Raw genomic sequence first — 16,049 nt, 5'->3', positions numbered from 1 at the left:
AATGATTAAAACGATAAAATACAATTTGAGAAAATTAATACTGGATATGTTAACAGCACTGAATTCGAAAATAATATTAATAATAGGAACATTAGTTCTTTTATTAAGTTGCTCTGATGATGACGATAATTCTATAAATAACACAGCGCCTTTAATCGAAAATCAAACATTTTCAATAACTAATGACGCAGCCATAGGCACTTCGGTAGGAAAAGTTTTAGCTACTGACGAAGATAACGATGTTTTAAGCTACAGCATTACTGCGAGAAATGATGATAACATCTTTGCAATAGATAGTACAACAGGAATCATTACCGTTTCAGGAGCACTAAATCCAACCACAACATATACGTTAACTGTGCAAGTTAGTGATGGAGAAAGTAATACTGATGCTACTATTACTATTATCATTAACTTGGTTGAAACAACAGTTACTTTCCCGCAAGGGCCTTTTTCACTTTTTTATGATGGAACTCTAATTGGAGCTGACTATTGGTCAGAAACCCCAGAAATTCTTTCAGCATCATATGGTTTTGGAGATATTATTGGATTGCCTGGCACAGAAATCACTCAACAACTGGTTGAACAAGCAGGAGGCGCTTGGCTGTCCGATGTTAATTGTGCTGACGATAATACAGCATCCTTAACTTCTTCAGTAACGCAACAGCAATTAGCTAATGGATATATATTAAAAACTCCTTATCAGCAGTTTTTAAAAGACGGTGCTTTGGGTTTAGATGGTATGCCTATTGTGTTCAGTTGGCCTGTGTTAACCAATACAATAGATATAAATGATGTTCAAGTTACATTGAACACGGGAGAAGTGATTTCGCCAATGGCTATTGGTATGCTACCTAATTTTGAAAATAATGAACGTAACTGTATCGTAGTTTTTGGTGAATTTGGTAACCGACTGCCTAGTACAGACCCAGATGCACGTTTTTCTGTAAGAGTAGAAATCGTAACAGGTGACACGCCGTTAATGTTGGCTGGGCCAAATAACCAAATGGTAAGCGCTGTGGGGCTATCTTGGGAAACCACTACAAGCCCATACGACCCAAATAATGGACCAAGATTGGTGGGCGCTAAACTGAACCACGTAGGAACACAAGCAATTGGTGAAGGTGTTAGCAATCCTATTGTGAATATGCAATTGCCACAAAACGACGAATTTGATTTATATGGTGGTGGCGATTTCCGACTTCGTGTACTAACCTCAGGTGGTTTTTCACCAGATGGAGTTCGTGGAGTGCTACCTACAGATTATGAACGTTTTTTTAGAATTCATGCTACAGGTACAGACGGTTCAACAGTTTTAATCGAAGATGTCGGTGTGGATTACCAAGTTGAAGGTGGTACCCTAAAAATATTGGGCTTATCAGATTTAGGAAACGTAGCAGGCTTTAATGGCACAGTATATGGAGATTGCTATATGGAAGATAGAGACAATTACATAGACATTATTATTGAAGGTGATGAGGGTGCGGCAAGAAACATTATATTCGTAGAAATTCCAAGTTTAGAAGGTGGTTATGATGCTTTTTATAACCCAGGCGGACCAGGAACAACACCATTTTCAAACGTAAACTACACACAGCCAGGCCCAAGGGATTTAGAACCTGTAATTATGGCATTAGATAATCCGATGCGTGTAACAAACTAAAAATATTATTAATAACTGCACCTAATACAGTGTATAAACAATAGCGGTTTGAGTGAAAACTTAAACCGCTATTGCGTTTATTTAAGTATATTGCTTATCGAAAAGTAGTTGCTTAAATCCGCTACTGTTCATACACAAAAGCGTTTATGGCGAAGTTGAATTAACATATCAATTTAATATTTGAATTTATAAATGCAATTAATTGAATTTCTTATCAATAATTCTTTTCTATCTATTGATTTTTGAAATAGAAAAAAAGTGCTAAGATTACAAAGTAAGATTTAAGATAATAAAAAGCATAATTCTATAATATTATGTAAAATAGAACTTGTGTTTTTTACCCAGATAGAGCGATGGCAAAACGGCCTCATAAAACTTTGGCTAAAACAATAGGTGAATGAGCGTGAATATTTTAGAGGGTTAGCAATACACATTTTTTAAATATTAATAAATTTTAAAACGAGTTCTAAGCAATCTTAAAACGTTCTAATGTTTTCTAAAATATAGCGATTGAGCCGTATATTGTTTCCAAAGTTTTGTGCAGCCTTGATTTTTTTGTTTCTTTTTTTATCAAGAAAAAAAGATAATAATAAACCATTAATAGTCACAATTTCAAATTTTCACTTCTAAAGGTTCTTAAATAGCTCAAACCCAAAAAAGTTAAATAATTGCAGAATTAGAGCAAGTGTATAGAAATTATCTCGCAGAGTAATTTTATACTCTTGCGGAACGCTTTACGAGAATGTCGTAGAAAAAAATATTGCAGGATTATTATCGAATACGCGAATTTTGAATCATTCTAAAAGGCTAGCTTTTTTATGGCGGTGGCTATGCGGTTGGAAATTGTGTTTAGAAATAAACGCCAGAAGCGTTTAATTTATAAAAAGCAATCGAGCGCATAGGCAGCGGCAATTTTACATAATGGCTAATTATAGCTACAAACAGCAGAATGTTTCTTATTTAGTACTAAACTCAAGAGCCTAAAGTTTAATGACCCAAGTACTACAGTTTATTGTGTGTTCAAGACTTTATGGGATATTTTACATAATATTACATTATAGCTATCAAATGGCATAACAGCTAGATATAATCGAAATATGATATTTGTACTATAATTTATATTATGTCAAATAGAATATTTTGCTACCTCTTACCTGCTAAATAAACAATAATAAACTTTTAAAACGATACACCTGTACAGAACAATTGGTGTATTGTAATAAATTTAAACTAAAAAAGCCACCCCAAGTAATTAAGCGTAACTCTTAAATTAAACTCATCACTACTTACTTATAACCATTCTAGGAAATAATTCATCATTTCTTCTTTTAACTCATAGTGCATTTTAATATAAGTCCGCATATCATCTCGTAATGTACTTTGTTCATTATGTAATCGGCCGTCAATATTTTCATTATAATTAGCATTATTAATATTCACCATTTTATTTCTACAACGATGCATTAATTTTGATATAGCATTTTTTTCAATCATTATTCTATTTTGAAAATTCTCCAATGGAATAGTAGCATTTTTACCAAATTCACGACTCGCTATTTCTTCAAGTTTTTCTTGAAATGTATCCATTTCATTAAAATGGAAACGTAACTCCCTTTTCCAGGTTTCTAAATTAAACCTGAGATCACTTAAATATGAAATTTTTGTTAACATAATATAATCGTTTTAATTAATTTTAATTCTTGCTTGTTATTTGATTTTGAACATTTTGAGGCACTACTTGGTAAGACGAAAAAATTGATTTAAAAGTAGCTCTGCCCTGAGTTAAAGACCTCAAATCGGTCGAAAAATTATAGAGTTCTGCAGCTGGTGCTATACATTTTAATATCTGGTAATTCCCGTTACTTTCTATACCTTGAATAATAGATCTTCTAGATTGTAAATTGGTCATTACATTTCCTACCATTTCTTCAGGTACTTTTACAGTTAATTCGTTAGCTGGTTCTAAAAGTTTTGGATTGGCATTTAAGAAAGCTTCTTTAAAAGCATGTGCTCCCGCAATTTTAAAAGATATATCATTAGAATCTACCGAGTGCATTTTACCATCATAAACCATTACTCTAATATCTCGAACATACGATTCTGTAAGTGGTCCGGTTTCCATAACCTCCAATATACCTTTCATCACAGAAGGCAAATAACGTTGATCTATAACCCCACCAACAATACAATTGTAAAACACAAGTTTTCCGCCCCATGGCAAATCCAACTCTTCTTTTCCCCTAATATTAAATCCTTGTGGTTCTTCTATGCCTTCGTACCAAGGTTCTATTTTCATATGAACTTCGCCAAATTGACCAGACCCTCCCGATTGTTTTTTATGTCTATAACTCGATGTTGACGATCTTTGAATGGTTTCACGATATTGAATTTTTGGTCTTTCGAATATTGGAATAACATGGTAAACATGTTCTAATAACCATTTTAATGTCGCTAAATGCAATTCACCTTGGCAACCTACCAACAGTTGTTTAGACTCATTTGAAAATTTTACTACTATGGTTGGATCTTGGCTATGTATTCTCTTTAAAGCATCACTAAGTTTCTCCTCCTCTTTTTTATTTTGAGCAAAAATGGCTTTTGTAATTCTTGAGGCTGGATATTGAATAGGTTTTACAGTTATTACCTCGTTACCGCTATACAATGTATCGTTGGTTTCTGTAAATTTTAATTTTAAAGTAGCGCCAATATCACCAACGGTTAGTTTATTAACTGGTTCTCTAGATTTTCCATCCATAATGAATAACTGATTGATTATTTCAGTCTCTTCATTTCTAGGGTTAAATAACTTGTCATTTACTTGAACCTCCCCAGATTTCACTTTAAAAAAGGTTATTTGTCCTAAATTTTGAAGATATAATGTCTTAAATATAAAAAGTACAGTGGGGTCATTTGTGCTAGCTATTATTTCATTTCCTTCCAAACTTTGAGTAGGTTTTAAATCTGCCGCTGCGGGTGCTACATTATCAATAAACCCCATAAGTCTTCCAGAGCCCATATCATTTATAGCCGATACACAAAATACAGGAAACAACTCATGATGCAACATACCTGCTTTTATCCCTTTACGCATTTCATCTTCGTTTAAGGTTCCTTTTTCAAAAAACAGCTCCATAAGTTCTTCGTCATTCTCAGCCGCTTTTTCTACTAACTCATTATGCAATTCATCAGCTATATTTTTATAATCTTGGGGTATTTCAAATTTTTCTGGCTTCCCTCCTTTTGGGCCAAATTTATACATCTTCATTTTAAGAACATCAATAATACATTGAGCGCCATCAATTACTACTGGAAACTGAATTTTAACAGCATTATTTCCAACTAATGATTTAATGCTCTTAAAATTATCTTCAAAATTAGTATCTGGATGATCAATTTGATTCACAACAAACAAACTAGGTTTATTATAACTGTTTATATAATTCCAAATTATTTCGGTTCCTATTTCAACACCTCTTCTTCCATTAATTACAGTAACTATAGTATCAGATACACGAATTGCAGGTATAATCTCTCCAATAAAATCATCTAATCCGGGTGTATCAATAATATTTATTTTATAATTACGCCATTCTGTATGCAATGGTGTTAGAAAAAGGGACGCTTCTCGTTTTTGCTCTAATTCGTGATAATCTGAAACTGTATTATGGTCTTCAATATTACCGCGCCTTTTAATAAGTCCAGCTTCAAACAACATGGTTTCAGATAATGTTGTTTTTCCGCTGTTATGTGCTCCAACAAAAACAACGTTTTTAATGTGCTTATCGTCAAATACTTTCATATAATTATATTATTTAAACAATAAAACTAATAACATTTTAACTCGAAAAATATGACTTATATCAACTTATTCAATAAATTTCTAGATTACACCAATGGATTCAACTCCAAAAAGAATGTTTCTTGAATAAAACAAACACTATTGTTGTAAAACCTTTAATTACAAAGTATATTTGCATCCCCTATATGTTTGTCTATTAAATGAAATTAAAACCTAAATCAAATAAATCTCGAATTAAGCTATTACATCAGTATTATAGCTATACTGGGTTTTATACATTCGTTTGGAATGCTATTAAAAAAGCTTTTCCATATATTATTGGTTTTGTTGCGCTGTTTTATGTTGTTGATCATTTTTTTGATATCAATGCAGCTCTGGTAAACCTTACCGAAATACTGCCTGTATTTGGTGTTTTAAGTTTCTTTTTTGTTTCCGAAACTTTATTAGGTCTTATTCCCCCTGAAATTTTTATCGCCTGGGCTGGTAAACTATTAAACCCATGGTTTTACCTTAGTGTTTTAGCTATTTTGTCTTTTGGAGGCGGTTTATTATCCTATTGGATGGGTAGATCTATTACTAAAATTCCTTCGTTTCATAATTACCTTGAAATTAAAATGGCAAAACAACTAAAAAACTCAAAAAAATGGGGCGGATTTTTAATTATAGTTGGTGCGTTATTACCACTGCCCTTTTCAATATCATGCATTGCTGCTGGCATTATTAAGTTCCCTTTTAAAAGTGTGATGCTGTTTGGTTCGTTAAGATTGCTGCGCTTTGCAATTTATGGGCTTGTTATTTTTAATGTATTATAAAAAATTCTTAAAAATCACTGTTTTTACTTTACTGTGTTCTACTTTTGCACTTTAAATAAATAACATGTTTTCTTTCTTAAAAATATTCCGAATTGTAGCTCTTTTAGAAGGCGTATCCTATATCTTATTATTATTTATTGCCACACCTATAAAATACTTATTGAACGACCCACAATATGTAAAGTTACTAGGTATGCCACATGGCATATTATTCATTGCTTATATAGCCATGGCTTTTGTAATTAAAAATGATTTAAACTGGAATATAAAACAGTTTGCAATAGTGCTTATTGCCTCTGTTATTCCTTTCGGAACGTTTTATATCGATAGAAAATATTTGAAAACAGCTTAATATGAAGGACTTAAAGCACCTATTATACGATTACTTAATGTATCATGGTTTATCTGAAAATGCGGCTAAGTATCTTAATATGTTTGCACTTCTCCTAGCATTGCTGTTTGTTGTTTTCCTAATTGATTTTCTTATAAGAAAATTACTTATTAGAACCTTCAATGAATTTGCAATGCGGTCTAAAACAAATTTTGATGATTTCTTAATTTCTAATAAAGTACCACGGAATATTGCACATATTATTCCGTTTATAATTGCATTAGAATTTGCTCCAGATATTTTTTCAGATTTTCCGCAGTTTGAAACTTATGTTGAAAAAGGTTTACAAGTATTCGCTATTCTATTAATCTTATGGGTTGTTAGAAGCTTATTAAACACTGTTAAAGAATACTTTAAAACATTACCTCGCTTAAAAGACAAACCCATCGATAGCTACATCCAAGTATTCATGATATTTGCTTGGTTAGCGGGATTTATGTCGGCAATAGCCATTATTACAGGTATTCCATTTTTTACTTTTTTAACAGGCCTTGGTGCGGCATCCGCAGTAATTATCCTAGTATTTAGAGACACAATTATGGGGTTTGTTGCTAGTATTCAAGTCTCTATAAACGATATGGTTCGTATTGGAGACTGGATTACTTTCGAGAAATATGGTGCAGATGGTGATGTTATAGAAATAAACTTGGCCACGGTAAAAGTTCAGAATTTCGATAAAACAATTACCACAATTCCTACTTACGCCCTAATATCAGACTCTTTTAAGAACTGGCGCGGCATGATGAATTCTGATGGAAGGCGTATTAAACGTGCCATTAATATCAAACTAAGTGGTATTTCATATTTAACAAACGACGAAGTTAGTAAGTTGAAAGATATTCAGCTTATAAAAGCATATTTAGAAACACGATCTACCGATATTGAGAAATACAACAATGAGGTTGGCGCTAATAAAAACTTAGCTATAAACGGAAGAAACCTGACTAATATTGGCGTTTTTAGGAAATATATTCAGACTTACATTGAAAAGCACTCGGCTATAAACAAAGACATGACTATTATGGTGCGTCAACTAGCGCCGACTTCTCAAGGTTTACCAATTGAAATATATGCTTTTAGTAACGATAAACGTTGGGTTAACTACGAATACATTATGGCAGATGTTTTCGATCATGCCCTCGCTGCCCTTCCCTATTTTAACTTAGAAGTTTTTGAATTCCCTAGTGGTTCAAATTTTACTCTAAATGATTAGATATAAGCTTGTTAACCACAAATAATACATTCCACTTGTCGAAATATTTTTAATTGTTTGCAAAAATAGCATATATTTGAACACTTCCCTCAAGTAAGTGTTTGTAATTACAACACTAAATTTTTACTATAAATAATATATTGTTATGAAATATTTATGTTTTATAGCTGCTTTAGTATCAGTATGCTTTCAATTAAATGCACAAAATGTTGGGTTCATTTTTAATAAAGATCTAAACAATTTAATCGCATTAAAAGAAGGAAAATCTCCTTATGTTTTTGAAATATTATCAGAAGAACAAACATCTGCGATAAATAAACCTTCTACAAAAAGAATATCTAAGTTTTACAAAAAAGCTTTAGCCTATGTTGATAAAACTAAGAAAGAAAGTGAAAAAATCACACAACTAAAAAGGAAAAAAAAGTTAACTCCACAAAAGGCAAAAGAACTTAATGCAGCCGATATACATAATCGCTTAAGAACTGCTGAAAGGGTTTTAAAGAATACAAAGAAATACGAAATAGTACCAAGTAAAATTATCATTCAAAAACACGAAGATTTAAAAATGAGAAGAAGTATTTTTAAGCCTCAAAACATAGTAGTAGGAAAATTTAAATATTTAGGAGAATATTATGTTACCAATAGTTTTGATGGTTATAAAGAAAGATATTTAATTTCAATCGCTGATGCCAAAAAAAACAAACTAACAAACGAGCATTTTTTTTTAGATAAAGTATTTAAGGTAATTCAAAATGTTAAAACAAATGTAATATATATGGTTTACCCTGATTTTTTAGAAAAATATCCTATTAATGAAATAGCATCTCAAAATAAATATAAAGGGAAGATTAGCTTATCTAATGTCTATACTAATGAGATAGAAAAAAAACTAGATGCTATAATTATAAATTATAATAGAAGCCTATTAAATTAATAATGAACCAATATAGAATTAAAAAGACCTATCAATTTTAATGATAGGTCTTTTTAAGTTATAGTTAGTTTGTATAATTTATTTTAGATGTTAGCAGCTAGCCAGTCTCCTACTTCTTTAGTTCCGTAAGACTTCCCGCCATCGGCTAAATCTTCAGTAACTATCCCTTTCGCTAAAGCTTCGTTTACAGCATCTCTAATAGCTTTTCCTTCTTCTGGTAAATTAAATGCTGTTTCAAACATCATAGCAGCCGATAATATAGTGGCCATAGGATTTGCAATATTTAACCCTGTTGCTTGTGGATACGATCCGTGAATTGGTTCAAATAATGCAATATCAGTTCCCATAGATGCCGATGGCATTAAGCCCATCGATCCAGAAATTACCGAAGCTTCATCTGTTAAAATATCACCAAATAAGTTTTCTGTAATTAGTACATCATAACTATTTGGCCATTGAACTAAACGCATTGCTACGGCATCAACAAACTCATACGAAACTTCTACCTCTGGATAATCTTTTTCCATAGCTTGAACGGTTTCTCTCCATAGCCTAGACGTTTCTAATACGTTCGCTTTATCTACACAACATAGTTTTTTAGATCGTGTCATCGCTAATTCAAAACCTTTTTTTGCTAATCGTTGTACTTCCGCTCTAGTATAAACACAATTATCATAGGCAGTTTCACCACCATCTCTTCTACCCTTTTCACCAAAATAAATACCTCCAGTTAATTCTCGCAGAAAAACCAAATCGGTACCTTCAATACGTTCTTTTTTTAATGGCGATTTATCCAATAATGATGGAAATGTGAATGTAGGACGAACGTTAGCAAATAACCCTAATTTTTTACGCATTTTTAATAGACCTTGTTCTGGTCTAACTTGAGCCGACGGATCGTTATCGTATTTAGGGTGTCCAATCGCTCCGAATAAAACAGCATCAGAAGCTGTACAAATATCATGTGTTTCATCTGGATAAGGCTCTCCAACAGCATCAATAGCTGCCGCCCCCGTTAATGCTGGTTTCCAAGAGATTTCATGACCAAATTTTTGGGCTACCGCATCACTAACCTTAACGGCCTGATCGATTACTTCAGGTCCAATACCGTCTCCGGCCAAAAGTGCTATGTTAAATTTCATATTTTAAAATTGTATTCTTAATTAATAATAATGTTTAGCATTTTCTCAGTTGCTTTAATCGCCGATACGGTTTGATCGGAATCTAAACCACGTGTTTTAAATTCTTTTTCAGTGTTTTTCCAAGTGATTATGGTTTCGCATAACGCATCAGAGTTACTCCCTGGCGGTATTCTTACTGCATAATCAATTAGATTAGGCAATACAACTTTCTTCTTTTTGAAAACATTTCTAGTAGCATTCATAAAAGCATCAAACTGACCATCTCCTTGCGCATTTTCTTGAAACGTGTCGTTTTCAATTGTAATAGAAACGGTAGTTGAAGGCTTTAATCCTTTAGAATGTGTTAACACATAAGAGTTCACCTTAACCTTTTCTTCATAAGTGCGATCTAGTACATCCGAAATGATATATGGTAAATCTTCTTTAGTAACGACTTGTTTCTTATCTCCTAATTCTATTATTCGCTGTGTAACTTTTTTTAAATCGTCATCATTAAGTTGAAGTCCTAATTCTTGCAAATTTTTCTGAATATTTGCTTTACCAGAAGCTTTACCTAAGGCGTATTTTCTAGTTCTTCCAAAACGTTCAGGCATCAAATCGCTGAAATAGAGGTTCTTTTTATTGTCTCCATCAGCATGAATCCCAGCAGTTTGAGTGAATACATTCGCACCTACAATTGGTTTATTTGCAGGAATCATAACACCTGAAAAGTTTTCTACTAACTTACTTACTGTATAAAGCACCTTTTCATTCACCCCCATTTCAATATTGGGCATAAAATCATTTATAACCGCAATGGTGCTAGACATTGGTGCATTTCCAGCGCGTTCACCCATACCATTAACCGTAAGATGTAATCCATCTGCTCCTGCTTTTAATCCTTCCATTGCGTTCGACACGCCTAAATCATAATCATTATGTGCATGAAAATCGAAATGAAGATTTGGATATGTATCCTTAATTTCTTTTATAAAATTGAATGACTCCGTTGGTGTTAATACCCCCAATGTATCCGGAAGCATTATTCGAGCAATATTTTGACCACTTAGAAATTCTAAAAACTCATATACATAAGCTTTAGAATTACGCATGCCGTTACTCCAATCTTCCAAATATACATTTGTAGAAATTCCTTTTGAAGATGCTAAATCTATAATTTTTTTTACTTCTTCAAAGTGTTGATTTGGAGTCTTTTTAAGTTGATGAGTTAAATGATTTAATGAACCTTTAGTTAATAAGTTTTGAACCTTTGCTCCTGCTTCAACCATCCAATCTATAGATACGCCATTATCAACAAACGTGAGTACTTCAACCTTATCTAAATAATTATGCTCCCTTGCCCAATCAGTAACATCTTTTACGGCTTGAAATTCCCCTTCTGATACTCGGGCCGAAGCAATTTCAATACGATCTACCTTCAATTCCTCAAGTAAAAGTTTAGCTATAGTTAATTTTTCTGAAGCAGAAAATGACACGCTCGAGGTTTGCTCACCATCTCGAAGTGTTGTATCCATTATTTCTATTCGTTTTTTACTCATTGAGGGTTTTATATATTCCGAAAAAAGCACTTCATAGTTAAATGGAATGCTTTTTCAAACTTGTATCTCTATATAATTTGCTTTCTAACCACCTATCTAAAAAGGTCTTGTTTCAGCGAATACTTCCACTTCATCTTTTATGTTCTGAAGATAATCAATATCATCAAAACCATTTAGCATATTTTCTTTCTTGTAGCCGTTAATATCAAATGATTCAGACTCGCCAGTAGATAACAAAGTTACTGTCTGATTTGGTAAATCAACTCTAATTTCAGCTTTTGGATCAGCTTCAATAGCATCAAACAATTTTTGTGCAAAATTCGTAGAAACCTGTACTGGCAAAACACCAATATTTAAACAGTTATTTCTAAAAATATCTGCAAAGAAAGATGAAATTACACAACGCAAGCCAAAATCGTAAACCGACCATGCCGCGTGTTCCCTTGAGGATCCTGAACCAAAGTTCTTCCCTCCTATTAAAATTTTAGAACCTGCATACTTTGCATCATTTAAAGGAAAATCTGCAATTGGATTTCCTTCAGAATCATATCTCCAATCACGGAAAAAATTATCACCAAATCCCTTACGCTCTGTTGCTTTTAAGAAACGAGCAGGAATTATTTGATCGGTATCCACGTTCTCAATTGGTAGTGGATACGCTGTACTTGTTAACTCTTCAAATTTATCGTAAGCCATATTTTTTACTTTTGGCCGCTTAGGCTGTTACTTTAATTAATGTTCTTGGGTCTGTAACTACACCTTCAACAGCCGTTGCAGCTGCTACTAAAGGAGAAGCTAATAATGTTCTCGATCCAGGACCTTGACGTCCTTCAAAATTACGATTTGATGTTGATACTGCTAATTTACCAGCAGGCACCTTATCGTCATTCATAGCTAAACAAGCAGAACATCCAGGTTCTCTCAATACGAATCCAGATTCCTCTAATACTTTGTCTAAACCTTCTTCTTTAATTTGGTCAACAACCTTATGTGATCCTGGTACTAACCAAGCTGTAATATTATCTGCTTTTTTGCGTCCTTCAACTATAGAACAAAATGCTCTAAAATCTTCAATACGTCCGTTTGTACATGATCCTAAGAAAACATAATCGACTTGCTTTCCAATCATATTATCTCCTTCATTAAACTTCATGTAGCCCAACGATTTCTTATAGGTTTCAACACCGCCTTCAACTTGTTCTGCTGTTGGAATTGATTGTGTTACACCAATTCCCATTCCTGGGTTGGTTCCGTAAGTAATCATTGGTTCTATATCGGCTGCATTATAATTAAACTCAACATCGAACACTGCATCGTCATCAGTTTTAAGCGTTTTCCAATATGCCATAGCCTTGTCCCAATCTGCTCCCTTTGGAGTATGTTTTCTTCCTTTGATGTATTCATATGCTTTTTCATCAGGAGCAATCATACCACCACGAGCACCCATTTCAATAGACAAGTTACAAACAGTCATACGGCCTTCCATACTCATATCTTCAAAAACATCACCAGCGTATTCAACAAAATAGCCCGTAGCGCCAGATGTGGTTTGTTGTGCAATAATATATAAGGCTACGTCTTTTGGTGTTACACCAAAACCTAGTTTCCCATTTACGTTAATGCGCATTTTCTTTGGCTTTGGTTGCATAATGCATTGTGTAGACAATACCATTTCAACTTCTGAAGTACCAATACCAAAAGCAATAGCACCAAACGCACCATGTGTAGAAGTATGAGAATCTCCACAAACAATGGTTGAACCTGGTAAGGTTATGCCATTTTCAGGGCCAACAATGTGCACGATTCCATTGTTTCTATGTCCAAGTCCCCAGTGTGAAATACCATATTCAGCGGCGTTATTAGCTAACGCATCTAACTGATTTGCCGATAAAGGGTCTGCAACGGGTAGATGCTGATTCCAAGTAGGGGTATTATGATCTGCAGTAGCAAAAGTACGTTCCGGATACATTACACCAATTCCTCTTTGCTTTAAACCAACAAAAGCAACAGGACTCGTTACTTCATGTATAAAATGACGGTCTATAAAAAACACGTCTGGTCCGTCTTCAATTTTTCTAACTACATGTGAATCCCAAACTTTGTCAAATAATGTCTTACTCATAACTAATTTAGATTTTTGTAGTGCTAAGCTTAAACATTGCATATTTTACAATGAAAGAAACAATAACACTATACAAATTTATATTTTATTGCAGTTATTCAAAAGTATAGGGCTTATTGTTATTGAATTTTTATAAAATTACCAATGCATACACTTTTATTTGAATTTTATGCAATAGAATAATAATATTGCTCACAATTTTTAAACTACAATTATAAAGAATTAAAATAGTGTTTGTTTATCGAATTCCTTGGTTTTATCAATAGCTCCAATCTTTTAGGTGCCTTCTTCTAATAAAGCAAAGTTTATCTTATGAGGATTTTTTAAGTTTAGTTTCAAATTAGAAAATTTATTTTGTTAATAACCTAGTTAATAATTATAAACGATAGAATAATTATAAGGTCTAATAATCTATATTTTTATTAAAACCTAAATGATGAACTCAAGAGAATTTAGTGTAAAAAGTATTCGTCCGGAAATTTCCCCCACCACAATTAATGATTATATGAGTAGCGATGAGCGGTTTCAAAATTTAGTTTTGAGACCAATAATAAAGCTACAAAACGACTTATTTATTGTGGTTTTTAGAAACTATATTGTGAAGCATAAATCTGTTTTTTATGATTTATCCTTAGAAAAAAGGATGGCTTACTTAGAAAATGCCATTCATAAGGACATGAAACTTCGTAACTCTATGAAAGGTATGATTATTGGTCATTTTACGGTTGAAGAATATCTCATTTATATTGAAAACTCTTCTGCATTAAACAAACGTATGATGAACATTGTGAAGGAACGTTTGTTAAGCCATATTCAACTTTTTGAGAAGCCTGAACTGTTAGCAGCAGTTTAGTTAACTTATATTAACGAAACTCCATTCAAATCTGTAGTCAACACATCACTCATATAGTCAAAAAATGGACGAATTGCTTTGAAGGAACTGTTTACTTCAGCTAAAAAATTAGCTTCAAGCACTTCTTTATCTGTATATTTCTTCGTAAAAATATATTGCTTCTTTTTAATTAAATCAATCGCTTTATGCTCCTTGCTAAAACCCTTAGGTGAGGTTTTTACTTCATCACCTACAAAAGAATCTCCCCATATCGAATTAAACTTTTTATTCGCTAGAATACCACGGATTTCAGAATCATCCATTTCAAATTCCTTACGAATTCTTAATAAATCTTCTTTAGCAGGTTCCCAAAAACCAGTAGCAATAAAACTTTCGTTATTAGGTTGAATATGCAGATAATAACCGCCTCTCAATTTAGGCTTTGTTCTATGAAACGACCCTCCAAAATGTGTTTTATAAGGCAGTTTATTTTTCGAGAATCGTACATCACGATAAATTCTGAATATTTTGAGTTTATCAATATCATCATGCGTATTTAAATTCTCAAAAATGGCATTGTAAAACAACTTCACTTCACCTTCCATAGCCTTAAAATCAGGTTTATGCTCGTTAAACCAATCACGGTTATTATTCTTTTCTAGTTTATTAAAGAATGTAAAAACATCTTTTGAAACAATTGCAGCCATGTTTTATATATTTTGATTATGAATGTATAAAATTAAGTCGAATCCTGAAAGTTCAAATTACAAAACCTACAGGTTTATTCAAATTCTATAGAATTTAAAATTAATCCTGAAGCTGGTGCAATATAGTCCATCTTTACTTTACTATTTGGAAGCAGACTTACACGAATATCTTCTAAAGATAATTTACCCTTTCCTAAATCAATGAGTGTTCCCATCATTAATCGAATTTGGTTTCGCATAAATCCTTTTCCTTTCACTCTCAAAATATATGACTTATCAGGAAAATAATTCGCTTTATAAATAGTGTTTTCAACCAATTCGCAAAGTAATATATTTCGATTATAAATCCCATTATCCGTAGGTTTATAGCAGTAGGTCCTTACGTAATGTTCTCCCTCAAAAAGCTTTGCTCCTTTCTTCATAAGATCAATATCTAAATCATCTAAAATAGTGGTCATAATAGGAGCACAAAATGGATGACATTTTTCACCATAGGTAAATAAATAGAGGTATTCTTTTATTTTTGAATTTTGAATGATATTGAATTTTTCGTCTACTTCTTCAATATTTAAGGCTCTAATGTCCTGAGGTAAATTATAATTGAACAGGTCTAAAAAATCATTTAGATCTTCAATGGGTTCAAATAAGAAAAGTTCAATCGCAGCACTTTCCGCAGATACCATAGCATCTGTTCTCCCAGAACTTAAACTTTTAAATCGTTTGCCTTCCAAAATAAAATTGAGTGTTCTGTCAACCATTAAATGTAATGTTTTGACCTCTGGTTGCTTTTGCCAACCATGGAATCTATATCCTAAATATTGAATTTTAATTAAATAGAAATACTTTTTCATCGTGATGTTAAAACAACGAAAAATACAGCCTTTTATTAATTATGA

14 protein-coding genes are annotated in these 16,049 nt (G+C 32.7%); 6 read left to right on the top strand and 8 right to left on the bottom strand.

Annotated elements, in window-relative coordinates; translation table 11 throughout:
- Nucleotide 1 precedes the first annotated feature (1 nt).
- A complete protein-coding gene (locus tag AC2D6V_RS13085; RefSeq protein ID WP_484648651.1) occupies nt 2-1,663 on the top strand; it encodes a cadherin repeat domain-containing protein in 1,662 nt (553 codons plus the stop codon).
- Nucleotides 1,664-2,953: 1,290 nt separating this feature from the next.
- Here AC2D6V_RS13085 and AC2D6V_RS13080 read toward each other — a convergent pair.
- Together AC2D6V_RS13080 and AC2D6V_RS13075 are read right to left on the bottom strand one after the other, a co-directional pair.
- Complete coding sequence (locus AC2D6V_RS13080) at nt 2,954-3,334, bottom strand: hypothetical protein (protein WP_484648650.1); 381 nt, start codon at nt 3,332-3,334, stop codon at nt 2,954-2,956.
- Between the two features lie 22 nt (nt 3,335-3,356).
- On the bottom strand, nt 3,357-5,462 hold the full coding sequence (locus tag AC2D6V_RS13075; RefSeq protein ID WP_484648649.1) for an elongation factor G: 2,106 nt from the start codon (nt 5,460-5,462) through the stop codon (nt 3,357-3,359).
- Nucleotides 5,463-5,662: 200 nt separating this feature from the next.
- Between AC2D6V_RS13075 and AC2D6V_RS13070 the strand changes: the two genes are divergently transcribed.
- From AC2D6V_RS13070 to AC2D6V_RS13055, 4 genes are all read left to right on the top strand, one after another.
- Nucleotides 5,663-6,274, top strand: a complete 612-nt coding sequence (locus AC2D6V_RS13070) for a YqaA family protein (protein ID WP_484648648.1) — start codon at nt 5,663-5,665, stop codon at nt 6,272-6,274.
- A gap of 64 nt (nt 6,275-6,338) precedes the next feature.
- The gene (locus tag AC2D6V_RS13065; RefSeq protein WP_484648647.1) at nt 6,339-6,626 is read left to right on the top strand and encodes a DUF3817 domain-containing protein; all 288 of its coding nucleotides are present in this window, start codon (nt 6,339-6,341) and stop codon (nt 6,624-6,626) included.
- Between the two features lies 1 nt (nt 6,627).
- On the top strand, nt 6,628-7,878 hold the full coding sequence (locus AC2D6V_RS13060) for a mechanosensitive ion channel family protein (protein WP_484648645.1): 1,251 nt from the start codon (nt 6,628-6,630) through the stop codon (nt 7,876-7,878).
- A 145-nt stretch (nt 7,879-8,023) separates the two neighbouring features.
- A complete protein-coding gene (locus AC2D6V_RS13055) occupies nt 8,024-8,812 on the top strand; it encodes a hypothetical protein (protein WP_484648644.1) in 789 nt (262 codons plus the stop codon).
- An 83-nt stretch (nt 8,813-8,895) separates the two neighbouring features.
- Here the strand turns inward: AC2D6V_RS13055 and leuB are convergent, their stop codons facing one another.
- From leuB to leuC, 4 genes are all read right to left on the bottom strand, one after another.
- The gene (gene leuB / locus AC2D6V_RS13050) at nt 8,896-9,954 is read right to left on the bottom strand and encodes a 3-isopropylmalate dehydrogenase (protein WP_484648643.1); all 1,059 of its coding nucleotides are present in this window, start codon (nt 9,952-9,954) and stop codon (nt 8,896-8,898) included.
- 17 nt (nt 9,955-9,971) lie between these two features.
- Complete coding sequence (locus AC2D6V_RS13045; RefSeq protein WP_484648642.1) at nt 9,972-11,492, bottom strand: alpha-isopropylmalate synthase regulatory domain-containing protein; 1,521 nt, start codon at nt 11,490-11,492, stop codon at nt 9,972-9,974.
- A gap of 96 nt (nt 11,493-11,588) precedes the next feature.
- Nucleotides 11,589-12,188, bottom strand: coding sequence for a 3-isopropylmalate dehydratase small subunit (gene leuD, locus AC2D6V_RS13040; RefSeq protein WP_484648641.1), 600 nt, complete (start codon nt 12,186-12,188; stop codon nt 11,589-11,591).
- A gap of 19 nt (nt 12,189-12,207) precedes the next feature.
- Nucleotides 12,208-13,614: a 3-isopropylmalate dehydratase large subunit gene (leuC, locus tag AC2D6V_RS13035; protein WP_484648640.1), complete on the bottom strand. Its 1,407-nt coding sequence runs from the start codon at nt 13,612-13,614 to the stop codon at nt 12,208-12,210.
- Between the two features lie 436 nt (nt 13,615-14,050).
- Between leuC and AC2D6V_RS13030 the strand changes: the two genes are divergently transcribed.
- Nucleotides 14,051-14,467: a glyoxalase gene (locus AC2D6V_RS13030; RefSeq protein WP_484648639.1), complete on the top strand. Its 417-nt coding sequence runs from the start codon at nt 14,051-14,053 to the stop codon at nt 14,465-14,467.
- Between the two features lie 5 nt (nt 14,468-14,472).
- Here the strand turns inward: AC2D6V_RS13030 and AC2D6V_RS13025 are convergent, their stop codons facing one another.
- Nucleotides 14,473-15,153: a DUF2461 domain-containing protein gene (locus tag AC2D6V_RS13025; RefSeq protein WP_484648638.1), complete on the bottom strand. Its 681-nt coding sequence runs from the start codon at nt 15,151-15,153 to the stop codon at nt 14,473-14,475.
- Between the two features lie 74 nt (nt 15,154-15,227).
- Nucleotides 15,228-16,004, bottom strand: coding sequence for a tRNA pseudouridine synthase A (locus AC2D6V_RS13020; protein ID WP_484648637.1), 777 nt, complete (start codon nt 16,002-16,004; stop codon nt 15,228-15,230).
- Between the last annotated feature and the right edge of the window lie 45 nt (nt 16,005-16,049).

Source organism: Algibacter sp. YIN40 (genome assembly GCF_057219435.1).
The sequence above is the reverse complement of the archived record's forward strand: the minus strand, read 5'-3'. Positions and strand labels throughout refer to the sequence as shown.

What these genes read in the sequence shown, in the direction of transcription:
- AC2D6V_RS13085 (WP_484648651.1), top strand. Translation starts at nt 2, where the DNA reads ATGATTAAAACGATAAAATACAATTTGAGAAAATTAATACTGGATATG.
- AC2D6V_RS13080 (WP_484648650.1), bottom strand. Translation starts at nt 3,334, where the DNA reads ATGTTAACAAAAATTTCATATTTAAGTGATCTCAGGTTTAATTTAGAA.
- AC2D6V_RS13075 (WP_484648649.1), bottom strand. Translation starts at nt 5,462, where the DNA reads ATGAAAGTATTTGACGATAAGCACATTAAAAACGTTGTTTTTGTTGGA.
- AC2D6V_RS13070 (WP_484648648.1), top strand. Translation starts at nt 5,663, where the DNA reads ATGAAATTAAAACCTAAATCAAATAAATCTCGAATTAAGCTATTACAT.
- AC2D6V_RS13065 (WP_484648647.1), top strand. Translation starts at nt 6,339, where the DNA reads ATGTTTTCTTTCTTAAAAATATTCCGAATTGTAGCTCTTTTAGAAGGC.
- AC2D6V_RS13060 (WP_484648645.1), top strand. Translation starts at nt 6,628, where the DNA reads ATGAAGGACTTAAAGCACCTATTATACGATTACTTAATGTATCATGGT.
- AC2D6V_RS13055 (WP_484648644.1), top strand. Translation starts at nt 8,024, where the DNA reads ATGAAATATTTATGTTTTATAGCTGCTTTAGTATCAGTATGCTTTCAA.
- leuB (WP_484648643.1), bottom strand. Translation starts at nt 9,954, where the DNA reads ATGAAATTTAACATAGCACTTTTGGCCGGAGACGGTATTGGACCTGAA.
- AC2D6V_RS13045 (WP_484648642.1), bottom strand. Translation starts at nt 11,492, where the DNA reads ATGAGTAAAAAACGAATAGAAATAATGGATACAACACTTCGAGATGGT.
- leuD (WP_484648641.1), bottom strand. Translation starts at nt 12,188, where the DNA reads ATGGCTTACGATAAATTTGAAGAGTTAACAAGTACAGCGTATCCACTA.
- leuC (WP_484648640.1), bottom strand. Translation starts at nt 13,614, where the DNA reads ATGAGTAAGACATTATTTGACAAAGTTTGGGATTCACATGTAGTTAGA.
- AC2D6V_RS13030 (WP_484648639.1), top strand. Translation starts at nt 14,051, where the DNA reads ATGAACTCAAGAGAATTTAGTGTAAAAAGTATTCGTCCGGAAATTTCC.
- AC2D6V_RS13025 (WP_484648638.1), bottom strand. Translation starts at nt 15,153, where the DNA reads ATGGCTGCAATTGTTTCAAAAGATGTTTTTACATTCTTTAATAAACTA.
- AC2D6V_RS13020 (WP_484648637.1), bottom strand. Translation starts at nt 16,004, where the DNA reads ATGAAAAAGTATTTCTATTTAATTAAAATTCAATATTTAGGATATAGA.